The organism is Streptomyces sp. NPDC007189 (assembly GCF_040703635.1).
Classification (GTDB): Bacteria; Actinomycetota; Actinomycetes; order Streptomycetales; family Streptomycetaceae; genus Streptomyces.
This window is the reverse complement of the sequence record NZ_JBEYEY010000004.1, coordinates 519,367-545,928: the sequence shown is the minus strand read 5'-3', so window position 1 is coordinate 545,928 and position 26,562 is coordinate 519,367. Positions and strand designations below refer to the sequence as shown.

Here is a 26,562-nt window from a genome sequence, read left to right as displayed (position 1 = left end):
GCGGTGGGTCGTCGTGCGCCGGCGGGCCCTGGGACCGTGCCGGGCGCACAGAGTCGTCAGAGCGGGTTGAGGCGGGCCTTGAGCAGGCAGAACTCGTTGCCCTCGGGGTCGGCGAGCACGTGCCACGGCTCCTCGCCGCTCTGGCCGATGTCGGCCGGGCGCGCCCCGAGCTTCAGGAGGCGTTCGAGCTCGGCGTCCTGGTCGCGGTCGGTGGGGTTGACGTCGATGTGCAGGCGGGTCTTCCCCGGCTCCGGCTCGTCCCTGCGGCTGAGGATGATCGTCGGCTGAGGGCCGCCGAACCCTTCCCGCGGCCCGATCTCGATGCAGTCGTCCCCTTCGCGATCGAGCACCACGAAGTCCAGGACCTCGCACCAGAACCGCGCCAGCACCTCGGGTTCGCGGCAACCGAGCACGAGTTCACTGATACGACATGCCATGGACGAAACCTACTCTCAGCGTGAGAACCGCAGGACCGGGCGCGCGCGGAGCAGTTGGACTCCCCGCAGCGCCAACACGCTCGGGACCGTACCGGACAAGGCGAGCACACGCGAAGGTTTTTCGGGGCCGGGGCCGCCCGGCCGGGCCGCCGGGCGAGGCCGCATCCTCTCCGAAAGAATCGCCCGTATGACAGCCACCACCCCGCACCCGCTCGTCGACCGCGCCCACCGGCTCGCCACGGACCTGCTCGCGCCCGAGGCCGAGCGGGTCGACCAGGAGGGAGTCCCGATGAGTCACATCGAGGCGGTGAAACGGTCGGGGCTGCTCGGGGCGGCCGCTCCGGTCGAGTACGGCGGCTCGGGCGCGCCGCCGGACGTGCTGCGCCGGACCGCGGAGATCCTGGCCGGGGCGTGCTGTTCGACGTGGTTCGTGCAGACCCAGCACCACACGCCGGTGCGGATCCTGGTCCGGGGTGCACTCCCGGTGCGGGAGCGGCTGTTGGGCCGGCTGTCGCGCGGGGAGCTGCTGTCCGGGGTGGCGTACGCGCATGTGCGGTCGTATCCCCACGTCCGGGTGCGGGTCCGCCGGGAGGGCGGCGGATGGCGGTTCGACGGAACCGTGCCCTGGTACACCGGATGGGGCCTGAACGACGTGATGCTCCTCGCCGGTGTCACGGAGGCGGGCGAGGTGCTCCTGGCGTTCGCCGAAGCCCGCGAGCAGCCGGGGCTGCGGGCCTCGGAGCCGATGCGCCTCGCCGCGCTCACCGCCGCGCGCACGGTGTCGCTGGAGTTGTCCGGGCTGTGGCTGCCCGAGGAGGCGGTGGCCCTGCGCATGCCCTACGAGCAATGGGCGCCGGTGGACCGGGCCAAGACGCTGAACACCAACCCGGCGGTGTTCGGCGTCGCGCAGGCCGCCCTGTCCCTGCTGGATCCGGAAACGGCGGCTCCCCTGGCGGCCCGGCTCGCCGACGTCCGCCGGCGTGCCTATGCCCTGGCCGACCATCCGGCGCCGCTGGAGCGGGTCGCGGAGCGGCTGGCGGTGCGCGCGGAGGCGTACGAGATGCTGCGTACGGCCACCACGGCGGCGGTGGTCGCCGGAGGCGGCCGCTCGATGACCCTGGCCAACCGCGCCCAGCGCCTCGCCCGCGAGGCCCTGTTCCTCCTGGTGCAGGGGCAGACGACGGAGAACCGCACGGCGCATCTACGGGCACTGGGATGCGCTTGAGCCCGCAGTCCGGCAGGGGAGGCCGGCCGTGCCGCTCAGCCTCAGCCGTCCTCGTCCGGCGCCTCGGCCACCACGAGGAAGGCGTCGGACTTCAGGTCCATCACCACGGTCACCCGCTCGCCCTCGGCGCGGCGCGCGGCCGCGTACTCCTCCGCGGGCCAGGATCCTCGCGGGGCCCCGGCGGGGAACCGCTCCAGCACCTTCGCCTCCATGACGGCCGGTCACCTCCGCAGTCGACAGCGGTCGGAATGTACATCCTGTACTTCTCCCCTGCCCGGAATCAGCGCGGCCATGTCACTGCGTGTCCGCCCCTCACCCGGTCGACACGCGTGGTCACAACAGCATCACAGGCCTACACATAAAGAATAAATAAGAGCAAAATGGGAGCATGCGGTGCTGCCTGTGCACCGCACCAGACGCGATCTGGCCTGCAAGTCAAAGGAGACGAGACATGGCCAACGTGCACAGGGGTGACATATCGACCCACCCCGATGTCTCCGAAATGCGGGATCGCTACGCCCGCATGCTCGGCGGTCGTGATGTGGCGCTCGTGGACGGCCCGGTCTTCCTGCTCGGCCTCTACTGCGCGGCATCTCCGTGGATCGTGCACTACACAGCGAGCCAGCCCGCGCTCATGACCCACAACCTGATCATGGGCATCGCGATAGGTCTGCTGGCACTCGGATTCACCCGGGCCCCCGAGCGGATGTACGGCCTGAGCTGGGCCATGTGCGCCCTGGGCATCTGGATGATCATCGCCCCCTGGATCGTGGGCAGCGGCCCGGACCAGGGAGTGATCATCAACAACGTCGTCATCGGCGCACTGGCGCTCGTGCTCGGACTGGTCTGTGCCGGTACGGCGGCGCGCAGCACCCCCGCCCCCAGGCCGTAAACCGGAGACACGAGGAAAGGAAGCACAGGAAGAACCTGCAGCACGTGAGGCCGGCCCGCCCAGGCGGACCGGCCTCACGCATCCCTCTCAGTGGCCCGGCACCAGCCAGGGCTCCTGCGGCAGGGTGCGGCCGGTCTCCAGCAGCGACTTGAGGTTGGACAGCACGGCCGGCCAGCCCCCGGCGACGTCCGAGCGCTCCCCCTCGTCGTTCAGGTCCTCGTGCACGACCGTCAGCCGGACGATGTCCCGGTAGGGGGCGATCTCGAAGGTGACGCGGGAGTGCCGGTCCTCCTGATCCTCCTGGGCGGGCGCGGCCCAGGTGGTGACCAGGCGGGTCGGCGGCTCGCTCTCCACCACCTTGCCGACCACGTCGGCGATGCCGGAGCCGTCGGTGCGCACATGCGCCCAGCGGGACCCCGGCTGCCAGTCGGACTCGTTGCGGTGACCCCAGTAGGCGGCCGTCAGGTCGGCGTCGGTGAGCGCCTCCCAGACCTTCTCGGGTGTGCTCGCGATATAGGTGACGTACACGAAACTCGGCTTGTCGGTCATGGCTTCCTCGGCTCGTCGCTTCAGGACGCCGAGCGCGGTCAGGCGCGGGCGCTCGAACTTGTCGATCCACCGCTCCTGGATCTCGTGGAGCGGTACGGGGTTGAGGTAGTGCAGCTTCTCCCGCCCCCGCCGCACGGTGCTGATCAGGTTGGCCGCCTCCAGGACGGCCAGGTGCTGGGTGACCGACTGCCGGGTCATGGCGATGCGTTCGCACAGCTCGCCCAGGGTCTGGCCGTTGTTCTCGTGGAGCCGGTCCAGCAGACGCCTGCGCGTGTCGTCCGCCAGCGCCTTGAAGACCCTGTCCATTCCGGTGTCGTCCTCTGATCGCACACTCCACGTTATGCAGGCAATCACCTGCATGTCAAGGACCGAGCCGGTCACACGCGAAAAGCCTCCCCGCGGACTCGGGTCCGGGCCGGGGAGGCCAACGCTGGGTGAAGGGGCCGGTCGAGGGCGTCCGGTCAGCCCGCGGGCGCCACGTCCGGGTCCGCGCCCGCCAGGTACTCCTCGCTGATCTCCTTCGCCCCGAACGGCCACACCTTCTCCAGCCGCGCCCACACGACGTAGGCCACGCAGCCGAGGGCCAGCCAGGCCAGGGACCACTCGATGGGGTGGCGGCCCGGGGAGTTCTTGTCGGCGTAGCCGTAGATCACGCACCAGCCCGCGAACGCGACGGCGCCGGGCAGCGGGTAGAGCCACATCCGGTACGGGCGGCGCAGTCCCGGCTGGCGTCTGCGCAGCACGGTCAGGGCGACGATCTGGGCGAGTGCCTGCACGATCACCATGACCGTGGTGAGCAGCTGGATCAGGGTCGCGAGGTCGGTGTGCCGGCCGATCAGGAAGCCGACCGCGGTGATCACCCCCATGGTCGCGAGACCCAGCATCGGGAAGCGGTGCCGGGGGTGGAGCTTCTCGTACGGCCGGAAGAACACGCGGTCGCGGGCCGCGTCGTACGGCACCCGGGAGCCGCCGAGCAGGCCGGTGAAGACGGAGGCGAAGGCCGTGACCAGGATCAGCACGGTCACCGTGTCGGCGGCGCCCTTGCCCCAGGTGTCCTCCAGCACCGCCGAGGCGACCGAGGTGGAGGCGATGTCGTGCGGGTCGGTCATCCGGTGCCAGTCGACGACGCCGAGGGTGCCGATCTGCAGCAGCAGGTAGATCGCCATGATGCCGACGATGGACAGCAGGATCGAACGCGGGAGGGTACGGCCGGGGTCCTTGATCTCGGCGCCCATGTACGCGGTGGTGTTGTAGCCGAGGTAGTCGTAGATGCCGATGGTCAGGCCCGCGGCGAAGCCGAGCCAGAAGTGGTCGCTCGTCAGGTCGAAGGCGCCCGGCGGGTAGGTGAAGGCCCGGTGCGGGCTGAAGTCGGTGGCTGCTGCGACGATCACCATCAGCACCGAGGCGATCATCACGGTCCACATCACGGCGGTGATCCGGGCGATGTGCTCGATGCCGCGCCAGAGCAGGACCACCACCAGGGCGATGATGCCGAGGCCGATCAGGTCGCCCGCGGTCCGCCCGAGGTGCGGGGCGAGATAGCCCAGGTACTGCACGAAGCCGACGACGCCCGTGGACATGATCAGCGGGATGAAGAGCATCGCCGTCCACACGAACAGGAACGGCATCAGCCGGCCGGTGCGGTACTGGAACGCCTGCCGCAGATAGACGTAACTGCCGCCGGAGCCCGGCATGGAGGCGCCCAGCTCCGCCCAGACCAGTCCGTCGGCGAGGGCGAGGACGGCTCCCGCGACGAAGCCGATGACCGCCTGGGGGCCGCCGAACGCGGCGACCATGAGCGGGATCGTCACGAACGGGCCGATGCCGCACATCTGGCTCATGTTGATGGCCGTGGCCTGGAACAGGCCGACACGGCGGACGAAACCACCCGTGGGTGGCGGGCTACCGGACATGGGGGCTCCTGACGCCACGAGCGCCCTCGACGGCGCCCGGCGGGCTGACTGGGCGATAAAGTTAAGGAGCCTTACTAGATGCGTCAAGTACGCGCCGGGAATACCTGAGAATGGTCCGATGGCCGCCTGGGACGTCGAAGAGCAGCAAGCACAGCCCTGGAGCCGCCGGCGGCTGCGCAGCACCAACGAGCGGCTGCTGCTGGACCGGCTGCGCGCCCTCGGCGCCGCCTCGCGCGCCCAACTGGCCCGGGAGACCGGCCTGTCGAAGCCGACGGTCTCCAGCGCGCTGGCCTCCCTGGAGACGGCCGGTCTGGTGCACGAGGTCGGCACCCACGCCCCGGAGCGCGGACGCACCGCCGTGCTGTACGCCCCCGACCCGGCCGCGGGGCACGCGCTCGGCGTGGACATCGGCCGGGGCTGGCTGCGGGTGGCGGTCGCCGACCTCGACGGCGCGCTCGTCGCCCGCACCGACGTACGCAACCGGGCCCGTTCCTCGGCCGCGCTGGCCGACCTGGTGGTGGACACCGCCCGTGAGGTGATCGCGGGTTCGGGCGTGGACCCGGCCGAGGTGGTGCACGGGGTGGTCGGCACGCCCGGGGTCTACGACGAGAAGCAGCGCCGCGTGCGGTACGCGATGCACCTGCCGGGCTGGGGGCGCGCGGGGCTCGTCGACCGGATGCGCGAGGAGCTGGGCGTGCCGCTGGAGGTGCACAACGACGCCAATCTGGCCGCGCTCGGCGAGTACACGTACGGCGTCGGCGCGGGCAGCCGGCTGTTCGCGTACATCCTGATCGGCACCGGGCTCGGCATGGGCGTGGTCAGCGAGGGGCGGCTGTTCACGGGGGCCCACGGTCTGGCCGGCGAGATCGGCTTCCTGCCCTGGCCGGGCCGGCAGAAGCCGGAGCGGCTGGAGGACGCGGTGTCCGGGGTGGCCGTGGTGGAGGCCGCCCGGGAGTTCGGGATGAGCGGTCAGCTCACGGCGAAGGCGGTCTTCGACGCGGCCCGGCAGGGCAATCCGGCGGCCCGGCGGGCGGTGGAGCTGGAAGGCGAGCGCATCGCGCACACCGTGGCGGCGGCCGCCGCGGTGCTCGACCCGGACCTGGTGGTGCTCGGCGGCGGTGTCGGCCACAGCGTCGACCTGCTGCTGCGCCCGGTCCAGGACCGGGTGCGCGCCCTCACCCCGCTGCGCCCGCGGATCGCGCCGAGCCGGCTGGGCGAGGACGCGGTGCTGCTCGGCGCGGTCGCCACGGCGCTGGACACGGCCCGGGATCTGGTGTTCGAGCGCAGGACCGCCGCCGGAGCCTGACCGTCCGGAAGGCGCCCGCGTGCCACGCTCCTCGGCAGCAGGCCCCGAACGGAGGCCTGCGCGACGGGCCTTCAGGCGACACCGCCCCCCGCGGTCATTGACACGCCTCGCACGGGCCCCTAGCTTGAGGCAAGTTAGTAAAGTTTCCTAACTTTACATCGCCGGGAGCCCTGCCATGTCTCCTCGCCCCGCCCCCGCCCGCCGGTACGCCGTCACGGCGCTGGCCCTCGGCCTGCTCGGCTCACTGGCCGGCGGCGCGTGGGCCGGTGCCCGGCCACCGTCACCGCCGCTCGGGCCGGCGACGGCTCGCACCACGCGCGTCGCCTCCGCGGCCGGCACCGAGACCCCGCTCGCCGGGTACGCCGTCCAGTCCTCGGCGAAGGTGACCGACTCCCCGGAAGCCGTCTCCTCCCCCGGCTATCCGGCGAAGGGCTGGTATCCGGCCGGCCCCCGCTCCACCGTCCTGGCCGCGCTGCTCGCCGACGGCGTGTACGCCGACCCCTTCTTCTCCACCAACCAGCAGAAGATCCCGCGGGCCGACTTCCAGGTCCCCTGGTGGTACCGGTCCGACTTCTCCGTCGAGGACACCGTGCGGCGGACCTACCTCGACCTCAGCGGGGTGATCTCGGCGGCCGACGTCTATGTCAACGGCCACCGGGCGGCGACGGCCGCGGACGTCACCGGCGCCTACACCCGCCATGAGCTGGACGTCACCTCGCTGGTCAGGCCCGGCACCAACACGGTCGCCCTCCGCGTCCGGCCCAACGATCCGAACGCGGACCTCACCATGGGCTGGATCGACTGGCTCCAGCCGCCGCCCGACCGGAACATGGGCATCGTCCGGGACGTGCTGGTGCGCCGGGGCGGCCCGGTGGCGCTGCGCGACGCCCACGTGATCACCAAGCTGGCCGTGCCGTCGCTCGCGTCCGCCGACCTGACGGTGAAGGCGCAGGCCCGCAACGACACCGGCACCCCGGTCACCGCCGAGGTCACCGGCCGCATCGGCGCCACGGCCTTCACCCGGCGGGTCCCGCTGGCCGCCCATGAGACGAAGACCGTCGCCTTCTCCCCCGCCGACACCCCGGGCCTGCACCTCACCTCACCGAAGGTGTGGTGGCCGGCCGGGATGGGCGGCCAGCCGCTCTACACCCTGGACCTCACCGCATCCGTCGCCGGTACGACGTCGGACACCGCGCACGCGAGCTTCGGCATCCGTGACGTCCGGGCGCCGCTGGACGCGGACGGCGCGCGCCAGTACCGGATCAACGGCCGCAAGCTGCTGATCAAGGGCGGCGGCTGGTCACCGGACGAGTTCCTGCGCTGGGACCGCGGCTATGCCGAGGACCGGCTGAAGTACGCCGTCGACCTGGGGCTGAACACGATCCGCCTGGAAGGTCACCTGGAGCCGGACGAGTTCTTCGACCTCGCCGACCGCTACGGCATCCTCACGCTTCCGGGCTGGGAGTGCTGCGACAAGTGGGAGGGCCAGGTCAACGGCAGCGAGACCGGCGACAAGTGGACCGAGGCCGACTATCCGGTGGCGCAGGCGTCCATGGCCGCCGAGGCCGCCCGGCTGCGCGACCACCCGAGCGTGATCTCCTTCCTCATCGGCAGCGACTTCGCCCCCGACGCGAGGATCGAGAAGACCTACCTGGACGCCCTGAAGGCCGCCGACTGGCCCGACCCGGTGGTCTCCGCCGCCTCGGACAACTCCTCGCCCCGGCTCGGCGGTTCGGGCATGAAGATGACCGGGCCCTACGACTGGGTGCCGCCCGGCTACTGGTACGCCAAGCGCGAGGGCGGGGCCACCGGCTTCAACTCCGAGACCAGCGCGGGCCCGAGCATCCCCACTCTCGACACGCTGCACCGCATGATGACCCCGGCGGAACTGGACACCCTCTGGAGGAACCCGGACGACCGGCAGTACCACCGCTCGCCGTCCCCGGTCTTCGGCACGCTGAAGATCTACGACGCCGCCCTCACCGGCCGCTACGGCGCCCCGAAGAGCCTCGCCGACTACGTCCGCAAGGCCCAGCTGGCCCAGTACGAGAACGTCCGCGCCCAGTTCGAGGCGTACGGCCGCAACGCCACGGACACGTCGAAGCCGTCGACCGGGGTGATCCACTGGATGTTCAACAGCGGCTGGACCTCCCTGCACTGGCAGCTGACGGACCGTTATCTCGATCAGGGCGGCGCCTACTTCGGCGCGAAGAAGGCGAACGAGCCGCTGCACATCCAGTACTCGTACGACAACCGCTCGGTCGTCGTCGTCAACCACCATCACACCTCCGCCACCGGACTCACCGCCCGGGCCACGCTGTTCGACCCCGACGGCACCCAGCGGTACGACAGGACCGTGACCGGTCTGACGGTGCCCGGCGACGGCGCGCACGGCACCGCTCTCACCCTGCCGTCGTCGGTGAGCGGCCTGTCCTCGACGTATCTGCTTCGCCTGGTGCTGACGGGCGAGGACGGCAGGGAGGTGAGCCGGAACGTGTACTGGCTCTCCACCCGGCCCGACACGCTCGACTGGAGCGGCACCACCTGGTACTACACGCCGACGACCGGCTACGCCGATCTGACGGGGCTCGCCTCGATGGCGCAGGCGCCGGTGTCGGCGACCGCGGCGACCCGGTCGTCGGACGGCACGTCGACCACGACGGTCACCCTGCGGAACACCGGGAGCGGGAAGACCCCGGCGCTGCTGACGGACGTCCACCTCGTGGACGCGCGGGGCGAGCCGGTGCTGCCGGTGCGCTGGTCGGACAACGAGGTGAGCCTGTGGCCGGGCGAGTCGGTGACCCTGACCGCCACCTTCCGGACGGCCGATCTGCACGGCTCGGCACCGGGTGTGCGGGTCGCCGGCTGGAACACCCCGGAGCGGACGGTGCCGGCGGCCTGAGGAAGCGGGGGCGGGCCTGTGCGGCCCGCCCCCGGCCGGTTCAGCCGACGTTGAGCGCGGTGTCGTCCACGACGAACGACGTCTGGTACTGGGAGCCCTCGGTGCCGGTGAACTTCAGGGTGACGGTCTGCCCGGCGTAGCCGCTCAGGCTGAAGCTGCGCTGGGTGTAGCCGGAGGCGGCGTTGAGGTTCGAGTACGTCGCCAGGGTGCCGAGGACCGTGCCGGAGCTGCTGAGCACCTGGACCTTGAGGGTGTCATAGGCGGTGCTGGTCGAGGTCTCGGCCGTGTCGATGTGCAGCCAGAAGCTGAGCGTCGCCGACGAGCAGCCGGACGGGATGGTCACCGCCTGCGACAGGGTGTCCGTGGTGGCGGTGCCGTAGCCGTCGAGCCAGGCGTAGTACGAGCCCGAACGGGCCTTCTCGCCGGTCGCGTTGGTGATGACTCCGCTGCTGGCGGCCCAGGTGCTGCTGCCCGACTCGAAGCCCGGGTTGCCGAGCAGCTGGCCGGCGGTGCAGGTGCCGGTGCCACCACCACCGCCGCCGCTGGTGCCGCCCGCGCCGGAGAGCCACGCGGTGGCGTTCAGGGCGAGGGCGGCGTTGGTCGCGCCGGAGTCGTTCCAGCCGTCGTACAGGGTGTTGCCGGACTGGCCGGTGCCGTCGTCGATCGGGGAGCTGTCGCCCCAGAAGGCGACCCGTCCGCTGCCGAAGGTGCTGGTGAGGAAGAAGGCGCCGGTGTTGCCGGAGTAACCGGAGCGGTAGACCAGGCCCTTGACGTTCGCGTTGTCCGACGGCTTGAGGGTGGCGGTCGTGCCGTCGGCGATCAGGCTCTTGGTGACCGTGCCGAAGGAGCCGTGCAGTACCGGGTCGGTGCTGTCGTTGACCGCGGCCGGGTAGCCGGAGGAGATGTCGAGGGAGTCGATGGAGAAGCCGAACGGGTCGGTGGAGTCGACGCTGTTGTTCGTCATCAGGTCGTTGAGGATCTTGACCGCGTCGGAGCCGTCGTTGTTGCGGTCGGCTCCGGTGTGGTCGGAGATCATGAACAGACCGCCGCCGTTCTTCACGAAGTTCATGATCGCCGTCTTCTCGGCGCTCGTGAACAGCGTGTTCGGCTCGGGCAGGACCAGTGTGTCGAAGTTCGACAGGTCGGTCGAGGAGGAGCCGCCGTAGCTGAGGGCGGCGCCCGACGGCAGCGTCTTCAGGCTGTAGCCGCCGGTCTTCTGCAGCGCCACGCCCCAGGAGGACAGGGCGCCGGTCCAGTCGGTCTCGGCGGACGGGGAAGAGTTCTGGCCCAGGGGGTCGGGCTGACTGGTGGAGATGATCCAGTCGGCGTTCCCGGCCGTCTCGGCGTGGGCGTTGTCGAACAGGATGCGGTGCGTCGTCGCCGCGTGCGCGGCGGTGCCGCTGCCGACCTGGACGGCGGCTCCGGTCAGGAGCAGCCCGAAACCGGCCAGGGCGGTGGTGAGTCTGCGGCGGGATCTGAGGGATCCGAGCATCCGGCGAACCTCCGTGAGGGGGTGGGGAGAGGCGGTGCGGGCGCCAACTCTGCGCGCGTAGAGCCCGCTTGAGGGTTCTACACGCGTCGATTGATTGAAAGGTACATGGCATGAAGGGCCGGTGAACAGAAAGTCCCGGCAATAACCGGAGCCGACTGCCTCCGCTTACAGCGGGAAGACGATGAACGGGAGGCAACACCACAAGGGGTGGACATGCATATCTCGGGCATCATCAGCGCCATCATCATCGGGCTCATCATCGGCATCCTCGGCCGCCTGGTCGTTCCCGGCCGGCAGCACATCGGCATCCTGTGGACCATCGTCGTCGGCATCGTGGCCGCGCTGCTCGGCTCGGCCATCGCCGCCGGGTTCGGGGTCGCGGACACCAAGGGGCCCGACTGGATCGAGTGGTTCATCCAGATCGCGCTGGCCGCGGTCGGGATCGCGGCACTGGACCGCTCCCGCGTACACCGCTGACGCCCGGTCAGCCGCCGTACAGGTACGGCGTCGTGGTGCTCAGCGCGTGGAAGCCGAGGCGCTCCAGGATGGGGCGGCTCATCGGTGAGGCGTCGACCTGGAGGTAGCGGTAGCCGAGGGCGGCGGCGACGCGGGCGCGGTGGGCCACCAGGGCGCGGTAGACGCCTCGGCCCCGCCAGTGCTCGACGGTGCCGCCGCCCCACAGCCCGGCGAACCGGGTGCCGGGCGTCAGTTCCATGCGGGCGGCGCTGACGGGTTCGTCCCCGGCGAGCGCGACCACGGCGACGACGGTACCGGGGTCGTCGGCCAAGCGGGCGAGCAGTTGGTGCCGCAGCCGGGTGCCGTCGGTGCCGAAGGCCTTCTCGTGGACGTCCACGACGAGGTCGACGCCGGCCGGGTCCGCGACCTGCACGATCCGGATACCGGCGGGCGGTTCGGCGTCCAGGGCGAGCCGGCCGGTCTCGCCGATCATCAGGGTCTCCTCGGGCTCGGCACGGAATCCGGCGGCGCGGAGCCGGGCGCCGAGGTCGTGCGGCCGGTCGTGGCCGTAGACCTTCCACTCGAAGTCGCGGCCGAGGCCGGTGAAGTACGCGATCTGGTCCCGGATCGCCCGGTCCGCGCCCACCGCGTCCAGAGCGGACCAGAGCACGCCGTTCCACCCCTGCGGGTCCGCGACGTGACGCACCACCGCACCGGCCCGCTCGATCCGGGCGCCGGGGCCGTCGGGAGCCGCGTTCTCCCGCATGTCCCGGTCGTAGAGGGCGAGCACCGCCGAATGATCCATGCACAGCACTCGACCACGCCGGAGCGGCCAGGGCAATGGAATAACCCCGCACCGCCCGACGGACACACGGCGCCGAGCCGGTCGCGGTTGCGGGGGAGGCAGTCGAGGCGACCCTGGATGCGGTCGCTGCGCCAGGGTGGCCGTACGCAGCGTCACGACCCCGGCGAGCGGGCGAGCGGAGCCCGCCGGAGCCGGGTGCGCGGCGGCCTGCACCCACGGCGCTCGTACGGGTCAGCCGAACAGAGCGGACGTACGCGGGGGCACACACCCGGCAGGCCGGCGGAGTCCGCCCGACACGGGGGCGCGGCCGCCTGCACGCGCGACCCTCGTGCGGGTCAGCCGAGCGAACAGGGCGGCCGTCCGCGGGTCAGGCACAGGGCGGAGTTCCCCGGAGCCAGGTGCCGGCCGCCTGCACGCGCGGCGCTCGTACGGGTCAGCCGAACAGAGCGGACGTACGCGGGGGCACACACCCGGCAGGCCGGCGGAGTCCGCCGGACACGGGGCGCGGCCGCCTGCACGCGCGACCCTCGTGCGGGTCAACCGAGCGAACAGGGCAGCCGCCCACCGGTCAGGCACAGGGCGGAGCCCGCCGGAGCCGGGCGCGCGGCCGCCTGTACGCGCAGCGTTCCTGCGGGTCAGCCGAGCGAGCAAGGCGGCCGTCCGCCGGTCAGGCACAGGGCGGAGTTCCCCGGAGCCAGGTGCCGGCCGCCTGCACGCGCAGCGCTCGTACGGGTCAGCCGAACAGAGCGGACGTACGCGGGGGCACACACCCGGCAGGCCGGCGGAGTCCGCCGGACACGGGGCGCGGCCGCCTGCACGCGCGAGCCTCGTGCGGGTCAACCGAGCGAACAGGGCAGCCGTCCGCGGGTCAGGCACAGGGCGGAGTCCGCCGGAGCCAGGTGCGCGGCCGCCCGCACGCGCAGCGCTCGTGCGGTCAGCCGAGCGAACAGGGCGGCCGCCCACCGGTCAGGCACAGGGCGGAGTTCCCCGGAGCCAGGTACGCGGCCGCCTGCACGCGCAACGTTCGTGCGGGTCAGCCGAGTTCGAGTGTGGTGACGCCGAACACGCGGTGCTGCGCGTGCTCGCGGACGGGGCCCGTGTACATGCGGGCCGTCTCGAAGGAGGCCTGGAATCCTGCCTCTTCGGCGAGCGCGACGCCGGCCGTGTTCGGCTCGGGCACGTCGACGCAGAGCTCGCGTCCGGCGGCCTCGGCCGTGAGGGCGGTGAAGAGGGCGCGGGCGTCGTCCGCGGTGTCGGCGAAGAGGGGGCCGATGCGCAGGGTGTCGTGGCCGGGGCGGAGCACGCCGTATCCGGTGAGTCGCGCGCCGTCGTGGCGGACGAACGCCCGGTGTCCGGGGGCGGCGAGCCATTCGGCGAGGAAGCGCGGGCGGTCGGCCGGGTAGCAGGCGCTGTCGTAGGCGGTGATCGCGGCGAGGTCGTCCGCCGCGGCCGGGCGGACGCCCGCCGGCGTCTCGCCCACCGGGGCGGTGCCGGTGAACCGGATGGTGCGATAGGCGAGTTCGAATCCGGACTGCCGGTAGTTGTCCTGCTGCGCGACGACACCGTCCAGGCCGACGGTGCGGTTGCCGGCGTGGGCGAGGGCGGTCTTCCAGGTGGTGAGGCCGTGGCCGTGGCCGCGCAGGTCGGGACGGACGAGGTAGCAGCCCAGAAAGGCGTACTGCGAGCCGTAGTTGACCACGGAGACGGCCGACACGGGCTCCCCGTCGATGCGGCCGAGGAAGAACCCGTCGGGATCCTGCGCGAAGAACGCGGGCCCGTCGGACAGCCCGGGATTCCAGCCCTCCGCCGCCGCCCACCCGGCGATCACCGGCCAGTCGTCGAGGGTGGCCTGCGTGACGACGAGGTCGTAGGGGGCCGCAGAGGTCATCGATGCGCTCCATTTCCGTCGGGACGGGACTGCCGTTCCGCATCCTTCCGGATCAACACAAGGCCGCGCCACGGGGAGATCAGCCGTTGCGCGCGGCACGCACCAGTCACCCACGTCCCACCGGGCCGGCGTCCGGTGGGACGTGGGAGGGGGTGGGGTCGTACGTCAGCCGGTGCGGCCGGGGCGGAAGCGGCGGTAGAGGGCCGTGCCCGCGAGGAGAAGGGCGGCGCTGCCCGCGACGGCCGGCACGGTGGCGTCCGCACCGGTGTGGGCGAGGGTGGACGTCGTCGGCGGCGCGACGGGGCTGGGCGCTTGCGGAAGGTGCCGGGACGGAGCCGGAGGCTTCGGGGCCGGGCTGTGTGGGTGGCGAGGGGTGCCGGGATGCTCGTCGCCGGGGCCGTTGACCGACTGGTTGCCCTGGACCGGGTTGCCCACCCCCACCACGTTGACGCTGTTGCCGCTGACGTTCACCGGCAGGTCGACGGGAAGCTGCAGGCCGTTGCCGGAGAGCACGCCGGGCGAGTCCTGCGCGCCGCCGTGGGCCGAGGCGCCGCCGGACGCGGACGATCCCCCCTTCCCGGAGGCCTTTGCGGAGCCGTGGTTCGCGCAGGCGTTGCCCGCGGCCGGGTTGAGCAGCCCCACCACGTTCACGGTGTTGCCGCACACGTTCACCGGTACGTCCACCGGCAACTGGACACCGTTGCCGGAGATCAGCCCGGGTGAGCCGGCCGCGGAGCCGTCGGCGGTGGCGCCGTCGGCCGCGAAGGCGGCGGACACGGGAAGTGCCACGACCATCGCACCGGACGCGGCGGCGACGGCGATCACACCGTTACGGGTAGCCCGTCTCATAGTTCCCTGCCTTCCAGACTTGTCGCGGGCACTCACCCGCACCCCGTAAAACGCGGGTGAACCATCCGAGTTATGGCTGATCGCTCTTTCACCCCGTCGGGCGATAGTGGTATCGAACCTGATGTAAAGGGCTCAATGATCATTAAATGGGTCGGGGGGGAAGGGCAGAATACGGCGCCGGCAGCCGGCCCGCTCGCCGGGAGGCGGGCCGTCCGGGGCCCGCTTATGGTGATCCGAGGGCGCCGTGCCCGGTCCGCGACAGGCGTCCCGGGAGGCGATCGATGCTGGCCAAGCTGTCCACACGGCCCGCCGTGCGGCGCTGCGCGGGTACCGGAGTCCTCGCTTTGGCGCTGCTCGGCGCCGGCCTGCCCGCGGCCGGCGCCGACCGGCCGCAGCCCGACCTGGCCCGTTTCTACGGGCAGAAGGTGACCTGGACCGCCTGCAAGGGCCTCGACATGCCGCACGACATGCAGTGCGGGAAGGTCACCGTCCCGCTCGACTACGCCCGCCCCCGGGCGGGGACGCTGGATGTGGCCCTCGCCCGCTACCGGGCGACCGGGAAGAAGCAGGGCTCGGTGCTGCTCAACTTCGGCGGCCCGGGCGGTGCGGGCGTCGCCGGACTCGCCACCGACGGCGAGCAGTTCATGGACCTGACCAACGGCTACGACGTGGTCACCTTCGACCCGCGCGGCGTCGGCCGCTCCTCCCCCGTCAGCTGCGGCGACGGCAGCGACGAGGCCGCGTCCGCGACGGCCGGCGACGCCGACCTCGACCATCCGAAGGCGCTGCTCGCGACGTTGCGCCAGGCCGCCGCGGAGTGCGCCCGTACCTCCGGCCCGGTGCTGCCCCACATCGGCACCGTGAACGCCGCCCGCGACCTGGACGTCATCCGCCAGGCCCTGGGCGACAAGAAGCTCAACTACCTCGGCTTCTCCTACGGTTCGCGGCTCGGCGCGGTGTACGCGGCGCAGTTCCCGCACAAGGTCGGCCGGCTCGCCCTCGACGGCGTGGACACCCTGACCGAGCCGCTGTCCGAGCAGGGGGTGGCCGGCGCCGAGGGGCAGCAGACCGCGCTGGACGATTTCCTGGACTGGTGTACGACGGATGTCGCCTGTCCGTTCGGCCAGGACCGGCGTACGGCCGGGGACGAGGTGGTCCGGCTGGTGGGCGCGCTCGACGCCGACCCCGTGCCGGCTGACTTCGGCGGCTCGTTCTCCGGACAGGACTTGGTGGGCGCCCTCGTGCAGGGCCTGTACAGCAAGCAGCTGTGGCCCTCTCTTGAGCGTGCCCTGGTCTCGCTGGTCCAGGACGGCGACACGCGCGGGATCCTGAACTTCGCCACCGGCGGTTCCGGCCTGCCCCGCAGCGGGCGCCACGGCAACGGCGGCCTGGTCGACCCGCAGGACATCCCCGCCGACAACCTCGAGGCCGCGCTGATGGCGATCGACTGCGCCGACGATCCCGACCGGCCCGGCGCGGCGCAGATCGCCAAGGACCTCAAAAACCTGCGGGCACGCTACGAGCAGGCCTCGCCGGTCTTCGGCCGCTACCGGCTGACCCAGCTGCTCATGTGCTACGGCCGTCCCAAGGGCACCGACTTCATCCGTGACCGGGTGAAGAACGTCGACTCGGCGAAGATGCTGCTGGTGGGCACGCGCGGCGACCCGGCGACGCCGTACCGGTGGACGCAGGAGACGGCCGCACGGCTCGGCCCGTCGGCGGTGGTGCTCGACAACAAGGGCGAGGGCCACACCGGCTACTCCTCCTCCACGTGCGTGCACCGCAAGATCGACGACTTCCTGCTCTACGGCTCCCTGCCGCCCAGCGGCAGCTCCTGCCCGGCGGACGGCGACGACTGGAGCGCCACGACGCACACCGCCGGCTGACGCCGCCGCGGGGCCGTCCGGGTGACGGCCGCGCACCCGGCACAACCTGCCGGGCCGCCCGGCCGTCACACCGGGCAGGCCCACTCCGGCCGCCGCATCCGACTTCTCAGACCACGACAGGGGGAACCACCATGCGCATCCGCGCCGCCCTCGCCGTACCCGCCGCCTCGGCCGCCGCCGCGGTCCTGCTGCTGACCGCGCCGCAGGGCCGGGCCGCCACCACCGATCCCGTCCGGCCCGTCCGCTGCGCCGAGACGGCGCTGACGGTCCGGGCGCGGGCCGTGCCCGGCGTTCCGGCCGTGCTGCGGGTCGGCGTCACCAACCACGGCTCCCGCGCCTGTGCCGTCGACCGCGTGCCCACGGTGACCTTCGGCACCCTCGACGGCGCCGCGCTGCCGACGCCCGAGGGCGGCGCCGGCGACTACCGGCTCGCGGCCGGACGGACCGCCTACGCCGACGTGCGGACCATCGCCGACCCTGCGGACCCCGAGGCCCGCGGGGTGGACACCGTGACCGTGGCCGCCTCGGCCGCCCACCGGGGCCGCTCCTTCACCGCGGCGCGGCTCGGCACCGGGACGCGGGTTCTGGTGTGGGAGCCGGTGACGACGTGGTGGCAGCCCACGCGGGCGGCGGCGGACCGGGCCATCGGCCTCAGCCGGTGATCACCTCGGGCCGGTAGAGCTCCAGCCACCGCGCGAGGTCCAGCGCGCGTTCCAGGCCGCGCCGGGCCGCCTGGGTGCTGACCGGCGCCTCGCGTTCGGCGGCCCGGCGGAGCCGGTCGCGGTCGACGAGGTCGAAGACCGGGTGCGAGGGCCGGGCGAGCAGGTCCTTGGCCTGGTCCTGGAGGGCGCGGGCGTACTGCGGGTCCTGGGTGGACGGGTACGGGCTCTTGACCCGCTCGTACACCGAGCGCGGCAGGACGTCCGCGGCGGCCTCCCGCAGCAGGCTCTTCTCCCGGCCGTCGAAGGACTTCAGCGCCCAGGGGGCGTTGTAGACGTACTCGACCAGCCGGTGGTCGCAGAACGGCACCCGGACCTCCAGGCCGACGGCCATGCTCATCCGGTCCTTGCGGTCGAGCAGGGCGCGCACGAACCGGGTCAGGTGCAGATGGCTCATCTGCCGCATCTTGTACTCGAAGTCGCTCTCGCCGTCGAGCCGTTCGATGCCGGCGACGGCGGTGCGGTAGCCGTCGGCGATGTAGTTCTCCAGGTCCAGGGACTTGGAGAGGTCGGGCCGCAGGACGTCGGCGTCCTCGCCGAAATGGCGCCCCATGGTGGTCAGCCACGGGAAGGTCTCCGCGCGGCGCGCCTCCTCGTCGAAGAACTGCAGATAGCCGCCGAAGACCTCGTCGGCGGACTCGCCGGACAGGGCCACCGTGGACTTCTCCCGGATGGCGCGGAAGAGCAGCAGCAGCGAGGCGTCCATGTCGCCGAAGCCGGCCGGCAGATCGCGGGCGCGGATCACCTGCTCGCGTACGGCGGGGTCGGCGAGGGACTGGGTGTCGAGCACGATGTCCTGGTGGTCGGTGCCGGCGAGTTCGGCGACGTCGTGCACGAAGGGCGTGTCGGGGGTGCCGCGCAGTTCGTCGGCGACGAAGTTGTCGGTCTGGCCGACGAAGTCGACGGCGAAGCTGCGCACCTTCTCACCCTGTTCGGCGAGTTGCCGGGCGGCGAGCGCGGTCATGGCGGAGGAGTCGAGGCCGCCGGAGAGCAGGGTGCAGCGCGGCACGTCGGCGACCAGCTGGCGGCGCACGATGTCGTCGAGGAGCGAGCGCACGGTCGCGATGGTGGTGTCGCGGTCGTCGGTGTGCGCGCGGGTCTGCAGCTGCCAGTAGACGCGGGTGGACAGGCCGGAGCGGTCGACGGTGACGACCGTGCCCGGCTCGACCTCGCGCATGCCGTCCCAGATCGCGTGTCCGGGCGTCTTGACCATGACGAACAGCTCCCGCAGCCCGTCCAGGGTCACCCGGCGGCGGGCCAGCGGGTTGGCGAGGATCGCCTTGGGCTCGGAGCCGAACAGGACGCCGTCGGGGGTGGGGTGGTAGTAGAACGGCTTGATGCCCATGCGGTCGCGGATCATCACGAGCTTGTCGTGGCGGCCGTCCCACACGGCGAACGCGTACATGCCGTTGAGCCGTTCGGCGACGGCGTCCCCCCATGCGAGGTAGCCGTGCAGGACGACCTCGGTGTCGGAGTCGGTGGTGAACCGGTGCCCGCGGCCTTCCAGTTCGCGGCGCAGCTCGGTGAAGTTGTAGGCCTCCCCCGAGTACACCAGGGCGACGGTTCCCTCAGGGGTGTCCACGGACATCGGCTGACGGCCGCCGGGAAGGTCGATGATCGCGAGCCGGCGGTGCCCGAGGGCGGCCGGGCCCTGGGTCCAGGTGCCGCGGTCGTCCGGGCCGCGGCAGGCCATGGTCTCGGTCATCGCATGCAATGTGGTGGCCTCGGCGGTCAGGTCACGGTCGAAGGACACCCATCCGGTGATGCCGCACATGCGCTGCCTCCTGCCTCCGGCTCGCGGCCGGCTCCGGCGCTCACCTGGGCTTCCTCAGGTGAACCAGGGGCCGGCCGACAAACCAGTTGTAACTAGCACCTATATCGCCAGCCTCCGTCAGTTGCCCGAGGCAGTCAACACGGACGCAACACGGACGACACCCGCACCCCCATGGTTTCGGACGGGTTTTGCTTACGCGAAATCTGACACCGCCCATGGCGCCGGGCCGGCTCCGTCACGAACCGGCCACAGGCAAAAACTTCCCCAAGCGCCGAGCGCGTCAGATCTTTTCGGTCACAAACCGGTCCAGCACGGCGGTCAGCTCGGCCGGCTTCTCCAGCGGCAGCTCATGACCCGCGTCCAGGATGCGGACCACCGCGTCCGGGTAGGCCTTCGCCATCCGCAGCATCTGCCGCACCGGCAGCTGCACGTCGTGGTAGCCGTGCACCATCAGTGTGGGCGTACGGATCTCGGCGGCCCGGTCCAGGACGTCGAAGGCGCGCATCGCCGCGTACAGCGTCATCACGACCTCGCGCGGGGTCGATGCCGAGGCGCGGATGTGCGCGCGGATCTCCTCGCGGGGGTGGCCGGGCGCGAAGGCCCGCTGGATGTTGGCGGCCACGAACAGCCGGTACGGCACCAGGGTGGAGGCGGCCATGAGCAGGCCCCGGCCACGGCTGTAGGTCATCCGGCCGATGGAGCCGACCAGCGCCATCCGCTCCACGCGCTCCGGATGGGCCAGCGCGACGGTCTGCGCGATCATCCCGCCCATCGAGTGCCCGACCAGCACGAACCGCTCGACCTGGAGGTGATCGAGGAGGGCCAGGACGTCCCGCGCCAGTTCCGCGATGGTGCGCACCCCGGCCCCGGTGCTCTCCCCGTGCCCGCGCAGGTCCAGCCGGATCACCCGGCGTCTTTCGGAGAAGTGCGCGATCTGGTGGTCCCAGCGGTGCCGGTTCGCGGTCCAGCCGTGCACGAAGACGAGGGGTGCCTCGGGTGCGTCCCGGGGGCCCTCGTCGTCGTACGTCAGGGCCGCTCCGTCGACATCGAGCTGCGGCATGTCAGGCCTCCTGGGGTGCGCCACGATCCGGTTACTGGCCGGTACGGTAGCGGTGCGCGGGGCGCCGCGTCACCGGTGTCCACGCACGCGGTCCGCAGCCGAATCCGGTCCGGATTACCCCGAATGCCGTACATGCGAATCCGACCTATCGTGCTGTCATGGAGCACGCACTGAGTCCCGCGACCCTCGCCGAGCTGCGGCGGCCGCGTCCGTATCCGGCGGTGTCCGTGCTGACCCCGACGCACCGCCGTGAGCCAGAGAGCGGCCAGGACCCCGTCCGGCTGCGCAATGTCGTCACCGAGGCCCGCAGGCGCCTGGAGTCCGATCCCGCCGTCACCCGCGAGCGGCGCAACGAGGTCGTGGCGCAGCTCGACCGGGCGCTGGCGGAGGTGGACCTGACACACGCCGAGGACGGCCTGGCGATCTTCGCCGCGCCCGGCGAACACCAGGTGTGGTCCCTGGCCCGTGCCGTCCCCGAGCGGGTGGTGCTCTCGGACACCTTCCTCACCCGCAACCTGGTCGCCGCCCAGGTCGCCGAACGTCCCTTCTGGGTGCTGTCGGTCTCCGCGGACCTCGTCACGCTCTGGAGCGGTGGCGAGGACCGGGTGCTGCGGGACCGTTCGGGCGGCTTCCCGCTGGAGCGCAGACGGCAGAACTTCGACGCCGAGCGCCAGATGCAGATCGGCGACCTGAAGAGCGCCTTCCGTGACGAGGGCACCCGGCAGTTCCTCCGCGAGGCCGACACGGCCATGAGCGCGGTCCTGCGCGAGCAGCCCCGACCGCTGTACGTCACCGGCGAACAGGCGGCGCTGGCCCTGCTGGACGAGGTCGGCAGCGTCGCCAAGTGCGCCGTGCACGTTCCGCGCGGCGGCCTCGCGCACGCGGGTCCCGAGGCGGTGTGGCAGGCGCTGCGGCCGGTGCTGGAGGCGGAGGCCCGCAAGGGCGCCACGGCCGTGGCGGAGGAGCTGACCTCGGCACGCGGTCACCGGACCTACGCGGCCGGCCTCGACGAGCTGTGGCAGAGCGCCCGGGAGGGCCGGGTGCGGCTGCTGGCCGTGGAGGAGAACTACCGGGCGACCGTCAGCGACCTCGGCGGCCATCTGGTCCCGGCCATGCCCGGCGACCTGGACGCCCGCGAGGACATCGTGGACGAGATCGTCGAGCAGTGCCTGGAGACCGGCGCCGAGGTGCGTTTCGTGCCCGACGGCGCGCTCGGCGACGCGAACGGGATCGCCGGGGTCCTGCGCTACTGAGGTCCCCTGCCCTCCTGCCCTCCGGTCCTCCCCCGGCAGCGCTCCCTGCCCGGCGTACGCTACGGCGTGATCGTCGGCGTAAGGGAGCGCACACATGGGTGACCTGCTGGGAGTGGCCGTACTGGGGGCCGGGCACATGGGGGCCGACCACATACGACGCCTCGACCAAGTGGTCAGCGGAGCAAGGGTCGCCGCGGTGGCCGACCCCGATCTCGAGCGGGCGAAGGAAGCCGTGGCCGGCCGCGACTCGGTGACCGTCCACACCGACCCGGTGGCCGCGCTCGACGCGCCCGGTGTCGAGGCCGTGCTGATCGCCTCCCCCGGCCCCGCCCACGAGGAGGCGCTGCTCGCCGCGTTCGCGCGGGGGCTGCCGGTGCTGTGCGAGAAGCCCATGGTGCCGGACTCCGCCGGAGCGCTGCGGGTGGTGGAGGCCGAGGCGCGGCTCGGCCGCAGGCTGGCGCAGATCGGCTTCATGCGCCGCTACGACGCCGAGTACCGCCGGCTCAAGGCGCTGCTGGACGGCGGCACGCTGGGCCGGCCGCTGATGCTGCACTGCACGCACCGCAACGTCTCCTCCCCCGCCGGCTTCACCAGCGCCATGCTGGTCAACAGCTCGGTCTCGCACGAGATCGACGCGGCCCGCTGGCTGCTCGGCCAGGAGCTGACGGCGGTCACGGTGCTGCGCCCCACGCCGTCCGCGGGTGCTCCCGAGGGCCTGCTCGACCCGCAGTTGGTGCTGTTCGAGACCGCCGGCGGGGCACTGGTCGACGTCGAGGTCTTCGTCAACTGCGGCTTCGGCTACCAGGTGCGCTGCGAGGCCGTGTGCGAGAGGGGCAGCGCGCGGATCGGCGAGGAGCACACCATGGTGGTCACCACGGCGGGCAGCGCCCGTGAGGAGGTCGCGCAGGACTACCTCGTCCGCTTCGCCGACGCCTACGACCGCGAGGTGCAGGCCTGGGTGGACGCCACCCGGCGCGGCGAGGTCACCGGTCCGGGCGTCTGGGACGGCTATGCCGCCTGCGTCGTCGCCGAGGCGGGGGTCCGGGCGCTGGAGAGCGGCGGCCGGGTGGCGGTCGACCTCGCCCCGCGCCCGGACCTGTACGACCCTCGCGGCGGGGCCGGCCGCTGACGCCGGCACGTCCCTACACCCCGCCGAACAGGGCGCTCAGCCCCCGTTCCACCACCCCGCCCAGGTCTTCCTGTCCGGCACCCACCGCTCCATAGGTGCGCAGCAGGAAGCGGCGCAGTGCCGACGAGGGGAACTGCAGCAGGGCCAGGCCGTGGGGCGAGTGGAACTCCAGCACCGTCCGGGTGCCGCCGTAGGGCCAGATCTGGACGTCCCCATGGCCGGCCGGGGCCCGCAGCCCCTGGTCGAGCAGGGAACGCGCGAAGACCCAGGTGACCTCCTCGCCGTCCAGGGCGGCCTCGGCGGGAAAGTCGACGAAGACGGCCAAGGGGTCGTCGGTGGTGTACCGCAGCGTGGCCGACACGGGGATCTCCTGGTCCTCGGCGGTGATGAGCCGGGCCTGGGCGAGCTGTGCGACGGTGATGGCATCCATGCCTTAATGGAGTCCGTACGGGCTCCTCGCATGCCATGAATTCCGGTCAGAGTTCGACGGGTACAAGACGCATCCCGCACAGGGGAACACAAGAGCGACGAACACACGCGTGGGCGTCGGGAAAAAGCCGGCCCGCACCAGGCAACCGGCGTAGTGGGACTAAGACTTGACCTGCCGGGCGCGTACGGCATTCGTGTGCGGGAATCGCTCCGGGAAGACTCTGGCATATGCCAAAAGCACCACCGTATCGTGTGTTGCCGAATCCCTTACGGGGCGTCGCGGGCTGTGCCAGAGTCAGTAACGGTCCCCGTCGTCCCCGGCCGTCTCGTTCCCCAACGGAGTGCGTCATGCCGTCACCGGTCTCCACGGACCGCTCAGCCGCCCAGCCACCCGGACGCGGCTCGGTCGAGGCGTTGATCACGCAGGCGCGGCGGCTCAAGGGCGACGTGGACGCCGTACGGCGGGACACCCGGAGCGACGGCACGGACCCGGAGGAACGCTGGCAGCGCGCCCTGTACGACCTCGCGCTGCACCAACTCGACGACCTGGACGCCCACTTGGCCCAGCTGAGGGACGGACCGGCCGCCGAGAGCACCGCGGCGCCCGCCGCCCGGCCGGTACCCGCCGGCGCCCCGCGCGGCTCGCTGCTCAGCCGGGTCGGCAGCGCGGAGTGGAACCTGCTGACGGACGAGGCGACCTGGTCCGGGGAGCTGTACCAGATCCTCGGCCTGGACCCCGACGCCCCCGCCCTCACCCTGGACGAGCTGCCCTCCCTGGTCCTGGAGGAGGACCGGCCGCGGCTGACCGCGATGGTGACGGACTGCCTGGTCGACGGCAAACCCATCGACGGCGAGTTCCGCATTGTACGGCCCGACGGCTCGGTGCGCGCGGTGCACATGATGGGCGAACCGGTGCTCGGCGCCGACGGCGGCGCGGCCTCGATGTGGGCCGTGCTGCGCGACGTCAGCGAACTGCGCCGCTGCCGGACGACCGTGCACGAGACCCGTGACTCGTTGCAGCGGCACCGCCGGCAGGAGCGGACCGAGCACCGGATCGCGGTCGAGCTTCAGGAAGCCGTGCTGCCGCCATGGCGCGGCTCCCTGCGGCTCCCGCACCAGGGCCCGCGCACCCTCGACCTCGGCGCCCGCCGCCTCGCCGCGGCGACGCACACACCGCTCGGCGGCGACTGGTACGACGCGCTGGAACTGTCCGACGGCGAGACCCTGCTCAGCGTCGGCGACCTCACCGGGCACGGGGTGGCCGTCGCCACCGGCATGGCGATGCTGCTCGGCGCCGTGCGCGGCATGGCGCTGGCCGGCAGCCGGCCCGGTGAACTGCTCGGCATGCTGAACCAGTTACTGGACGCCACCGTGCAGCCCGCCCTCGGCAGCGCCGTCTGCTGCCGCTACCGGCCCGACACCCGCACCCTGGTCTGGGCGCGCGCAGGACACCCCGCCCCGCTGCTGTACCGCGACGGGACGGGGCGCCTGCTCGACGCACCGGACGGTGTCCTGCTCGGCGCCACCTCGGGCGCCGTCTACGGGCAGGCCGAAGAAACCCTCCGGCCGGGCGACGTCCTGCTGCTGCACACCGACGGCCTGGTGCCGGGGCACAGCCCGGACGCGGCCGTGGACCGCCTGCTCGGCCTGGCCCCGCGGTTCGGCGCGGCGCGTACCGCGCAGGACTGCGTGCGGACGGTGGTCGAGGAGTTCGGCGGAGCCGCACGCGAGGACGACGCCTGTGTGCTCGTCGCCAAGGTCACCGCGTGAACCGTATGAACCGCATGAAGTGAGGGCGGAGAGACCGCTGTTGCGATCCCGCGCCCAGGCCCGGTGCCCGTGCGCTCACGCCTGTGCGCTGTCGCCGCCCTTCGCCCTCGGCTTGGGCAGGGCGAGCCGGATCTCCTCCCGCAGTTCGTGGATCTTCGGATAGCCGGCGTACTCCGCGGTCAGCCGGTACATCTGACGGAGCCGGTCCCAGGTGCGCCGGGAGGAGTTCGAGCCCATCGACATCAGGGCCAGCCGTGCGTAGCGGTCGGCCTGTTCGGGGTCGTCGGCGATGAAGCAGGCCGAGGCCATGGACAGATGGTCGAAGATCTTCGACCGCTCCCGCCCGTCGATCCGCAGCGAGAGCGCCTTCTCCGCGTAGTACTGGGCGTGCGTGGCCGCGCTCGGATCGAACTCCGCCAGCGTGCGGTAGGCGAGCGCCTGCATGCCGTACAGATCCTCGTCCTTGAAGGTCTGCATCCAGTCCGGCGGTTCCTCGTCGCCCCGGTCGGCGACGAACAGGTCCTCCGCCTGCCCGAGCGTGCGGCGCATCGCCTGGCCCTTGCCCATCGACGCCTGCGCCCAGGCCTCGATGGTGTGGAACATCGCCTTCGTGCGCGGCTGCAGCCGGTCGCCGGAGCCGGACTGGGCGAGCTTCATCAGGTTCAGCGCGTCGTCGGGCCGGCCCAGGTGCACCATCTGCCGGGCCGCCCGCGACAGGGCCTCACCGGCGCGCGGCCGGTCACCGCCCTCACGCGCGGCATGGGCGGCGATGACGAAGTACTTCTGCGCCGTGGGCTCCAGGCCGACGTCGTGCGACATCCAGCCGGCGAGGACGGCGAGGTTGGCGGCGACGCCCCACAGGCGCCGCTGGAGATGGGGTGGATGGTGGTAGGCGAGCATGCCGCCCACCTCGTTGAGCTGGCCCACGACCGCCTTGCGCTGCAGCCCGCCGCCACGGGCCGCGTCCCAGGCGCGGAACACCTTGACCGAGTTCTCCAGTTCCTCGATCTCCTGCGACCCGATGGGGGCGGCCTCGTAGCGGTCGTACCCAGCGGGGTCGGCGTGCAGGGGATCGTCCTGGACAGGGGCGTCGGCCCTCAGGGCCGGGTCGGTGTGCAACCAGTCGTACATGGCACTGCTGAGCGTGGATCCCGCGGCGAGCGCGGCACCCGCGCCCACCAAGCCGCGTCGGTTGAGCATGAGGTCCATTCCCGTGAATTCGGTGAGGACCGCGGCGGTCCGTTCGGGCGCCCACGGCACGCCGTCGGGATGTTCCTCGATCCCGTCGCCCTGCCGTTTCCCCGCACGCCCGTGCCGTACCAGACCGAGGTCCTCGATGGTCACGACACGGCCGAGACGCTCGGTGAACAGGGCTGCCAGCACCCGCGGTACCGGATCGCGCGGGATCTCTCCCATGTCGATCCAGCGGCGGACCCGGGAGGTGTCGGTCGACAGCTGGGGGTGGCCCATGGCCGCCGCCTGCTTGTTGACCAGCCTCGCGAGTTCACCCTTGGACCAGCCGGCCAGGCCGAACAGGTCCGCCAGACGGGTGTTGGGTTGTCCGCTCACGTAAGCCCCCAGGTTCTCGGCTGAGTTGACACTAGCCCGGTGAAGGTTGCCGGGCGACTATTCGCCAGGGTTCGCCAGGGTCCGCCAGATGGTGTGCCACTGGGCATCGGGTGTCGAGTAGGAACGCGCCATCCCGACCCGGTCGCCGCTCGCACCTCACGGAGCCCGCGGGTGCATTCCCCAGGGTGCACCCGGGCGACCGGGCCGGGCAGGCGGATGCTCGCAGTGCATGCGAACGGAGTACGGGCTCACGCGAGCC

General features: G+C 72.1%; 22 protein-coding genes. 10 read left to right on the top strand and 12 right to left on the bottom strand.

Annotation, left to right across the window (positions count from 1 at the left end; translation table 11 throughout):
- Nucleotides 1-56: 56 nt before the first annotated feature.
- Nucleotides 57-437 (bottom strand): VOC family protein, encoded by a 381-nt coding sequence (locus tag AB0950_RS11625; RefSeq protein ID WP_360145738.1) that lies wholly within the window; start codon nt 435-437, stop codon nt 57-59.
- Between the two features lie 187 nt (nt 438-624).
- On the opposite strand from AB0950_RS11625, the gene AB0950_RS11620 reads away from it, so the two are divergent.
- Complete coding sequence (locus AB0950_RS11620) at nt 625-1,662, top strand: acyl-CoA dehydrogenase family protein (protein ID WP_360145741.1); 1,038 nt, start codon at nt 625-627, stop codon at nt 1,660-1,662.
- A 41-nt stretch (nt 1,663-1,703) separates the two neighbouring features.
- On the opposite strand, the gene AB0950_RS11615 is transcribed toward AB0950_RS11620, so the two are convergent.
- Complete coding sequence (locus AB0950_RS11615; protein ID WP_360145744.1) at nt 1,704-1,874, bottom strand: hypothetical protein; 171 nt, start codon at nt 1,872-1,874, stop codon at nt 1,704-1,706.
- A 239-nt stretch (nt 1,875-2,113) separates the two neighbouring features.
- Between AB0950_RS11615 and AB0950_RS11610 the strand changes: the two genes are divergently transcribed.
- Nucleotides 2,114-2,554, top strand: coding sequence for an SPW repeat protein (locus AB0950_RS11610; protein ID WP_360145747.1), 441 nt, complete (start codon nt 2,114-2,116; stop codon nt 2,552-2,554).
- 87 nt (nt 2,555-2,641) lie between these two features.
- Here the strand turns inward: AB0950_RS11610 and AB0950_RS11605 are convergent, their stop codons facing one another.
- Together AB0950_RS11605 and AB0950_RS11600 are read right to left on the bottom strand one after the other, a co-directional pair.
- Entirely contained in the window at nt 2,642-3,409 is a 768-nt protein-coding gene (locus tag AB0950_RS11605; RefSeq protein ID WP_366778392.1) for a metalloregulator ArsR/SmtB family transcription factor, read from the bottom strand.
- A 155-nt stretch (nt 3,410-3,564) separates the two neighbouring features.
- Complete coding sequence (locus AB0950_RS11600; RefSeq protein WP_360145753.1) at nt 3,565-5,016, bottom strand: APC family permease; 1,452 nt, start codon at nt 5,014-5,016, stop codon at nt 3,565-3,567.
- Nucleotides 5,017-5,134: 118 nt separating this feature from the next.
- On the opposite strand from AB0950_RS11600, the gene AB0950_RS11595 reads away from it, so the two are divergent.
- A complete protein-coding gene (locus AB0950_RS11595; protein ID WP_366778391.1) occupies nt 5,135-6,322 on the top strand; it encodes an ROK family transcriptional regulator in 1,188 nt (395 codons plus the stop codon).
- 175 nt (nt 6,323-6,497) lie between these two features.
- Nucleotides 6,498-9,224, top strand: a complete 2,727-nt coding sequence (locus AB0950_RS11590) for an exo-beta-D-glucosaminidase (RefSeq protein WP_366778390.1) — start codon at nt 6,498-6,500, stop codon at nt 9,222-9,224.
- A 40-nt stretch (nt 9,225-9,264) separates the two neighbouring features.
- Here the strand turns inward: AB0950_RS11590 and AB0950_RS11585 are convergent, their stop codons facing one another.
- Complete coding sequence (locus AB0950_RS11585; protein WP_366778389.1) at nt 9,265-10,716, bottom strand: hydrolase; 1,452 nt, start codon at nt 10,714-10,716, stop codon at nt 9,265-9,267.
- 213 nt (nt 10,717-10,929) lie between these two features.
- On the opposite strand from AB0950_RS11585, the gene AB0950_RS11580 reads away from it, so the two are divergent.
- Complete coding sequence (locus AB0950_RS11580; protein WP_360145765.1) at nt 10,930-11,193, top strand: GlsB/YeaQ/YmgE family stress response membrane protein; 264 nt, start codon at nt 10,930-10,932, stop codon at nt 11,191-11,193.
- Nucleotides 11,194-11,200: 7 nt separating this feature from the next.
- On the opposite strand, the gene AB0950_RS11575 is transcribed toward AB0950_RS11580, so the two are convergent.
- From AB0950_RS11575 to AB0950_RS11565, 3 genes are all read right to left on the bottom strand, one after another.
- Nucleotides 11,201-11,977 carry a GNAT family N-acetyltransferase gene (locus AB0950_RS11575; protein ID WP_360145768.1) on the bottom strand — a complete coding sequence of 259 codons (777 nt, stop codon included), beginning with the start codon at nt 11,975-11,977 and terminating at the stop codon, nt 11,201-11,203.
- 1,033 nt (nt 11,978-13,010) lie between these two features.
- Nucleotides 13,011-13,865 carry a GNAT family N-acetyltransferase gene (locus tag AB0950_RS11570; protein WP_360145771.1) on the bottom strand — a complete coding sequence of 285 codons (855 nt, stop codon included), beginning with the start codon at nt 13,863-13,865 and terminating at the stop codon, nt 13,011-13,013.
- A gap of 165 nt (nt 13,866-14,030) precedes the next feature.
- The gene (locus tag AB0950_RS11565; RefSeq protein WP_360145774.1) at nt 14,031-14,714 is read right to left on the bottom strand and encodes a chaplin; all 684 of its coding nucleotides are present in this window, start codon (nt 14,712-14,714) and stop codon (nt 14,031-14,033) included.
- Between the two features lie 281 nt (nt 14,715-14,995).
- Here AB0950_RS11565 and AB0950_RS11560 point away from each other — a divergent pair, with 281 nt between their 5' ends.
- Both AB0950_RS11560 and AB0950_RS11555 read left to right on the top strand, forming a co-directional pair.
- Entirely contained in the window at nt 14,996-16,600 is a 1,605-nt protein-coding gene (locus AB0950_RS11560) for an alpha/beta hydrolase (RefSeq protein ID WP_366778388.1), read from the top strand.
- 131 nt (nt 16,601-16,731) lie between these two features.
- Nucleotides 16,732-17,262 (top strand): DUF4232 domain-containing protein, encoded by a 531-nt coding sequence (locus AB0950_RS11555; protein WP_366778387.1) that lies wholly within the window; start codon nt 16,732-16,734, stop codon nt 17,260-17,262.
- On the opposite strand, the gene asnB is transcribed toward AB0950_RS11555, so the two are convergent.
- Nucleotides 17,252-19,093, bottom strand: a complete 1,842-nt coding sequence (gene asnB / locus AB0950_RS11550) for an asparagine synthase (glutamine-hydrolyzing) (protein ID WP_360145783.1) — start codon at nt 19,091-19,093, stop codon at nt 17,252-17,254. The two genes, AB0950_RS11555 and asnB, sit on opposite strands and share 11 nt — an antisense overlap.
- Nucleotides 19,094-19,373: 280 nt before the next feature.
- On the bottom strand, nt 19,374-20,153 hold the full coding sequence (locus tag AB0950_RS11545; protein WP_360145786.1) for an alpha/beta fold hydrolase: 780 nt from the start codon (nt 20,151-20,153) through the stop codon (nt 19,374-19,376).
- 158 nt (nt 20,154-20,311) lie between these two features.
- On the opposite strand from AB0950_RS11545, the gene AB0950_RS11540 reads away from it, so the two are divergent.
- Nucleotides 20,312-21,406, top strand: coding sequence for a chemotaxis protein (locus AB0950_RS11540; protein WP_360573712.1), 1,095 nt, complete (start codon nt 20,312-20,314; stop codon nt 21,404-21,406).
- 94 nt (nt 21,407-21,500) lie between these two features.
- Complete coding sequence (locus AB0950_RS11535) at nt 21,501-22,535, top strand: Gfo/Idh/MocA family oxidoreductase (protein ID WP_366778386.1); 1,035 nt, start codon at nt 21,501-21,503, stop codon at nt 22,533-22,535.
- Between the two features lie 13 nt (nt 22,536-22,548).
- On the opposite strand, the gene AB0950_RS11530 is transcribed toward AB0950_RS11535, so the two are convergent.
- A complete protein-coding gene (locus AB0950_RS11530; RefSeq protein ID WP_360145795.1) occupies nt 22,549-22,965 on the bottom strand; it encodes an SsgA family sporulation/cell division regulator in 417 nt (138 codons plus the stop codon).
- Nucleotides 22,966-23,312: 347 nt separating this feature from the next.
- Between AB0950_RS11530 and AB0950_RS11525 the strand changes: the two genes are divergently transcribed.
- Nucleotides 23,313-24,734, top strand: a complete 1,422-nt coding sequence (locus AB0950_RS11525) for a SpoIIE family protein phosphatase (protein WP_366778385.1) — start codon at nt 23,313-23,315, stop codon at nt 24,732-24,734.
- Nucleotides 24,735-24,809: 75 nt separating this feature from the next.
- Here the strand turns inward: AB0950_RS11525 and AB0950_RS11520 are convergent, their stop codons facing one another.
- Nucleotides 24,810-26,303, bottom strand: coding sequence for a hypothetical protein (locus AB0950_RS11520; protein ID WP_360145801.1), 1,494 nt, complete (start codon nt 26,301-26,303; stop codon nt 24,810-24,812).
- Nucleotides 26,304-26,562 lie beyond the last annotated feature (259 nt).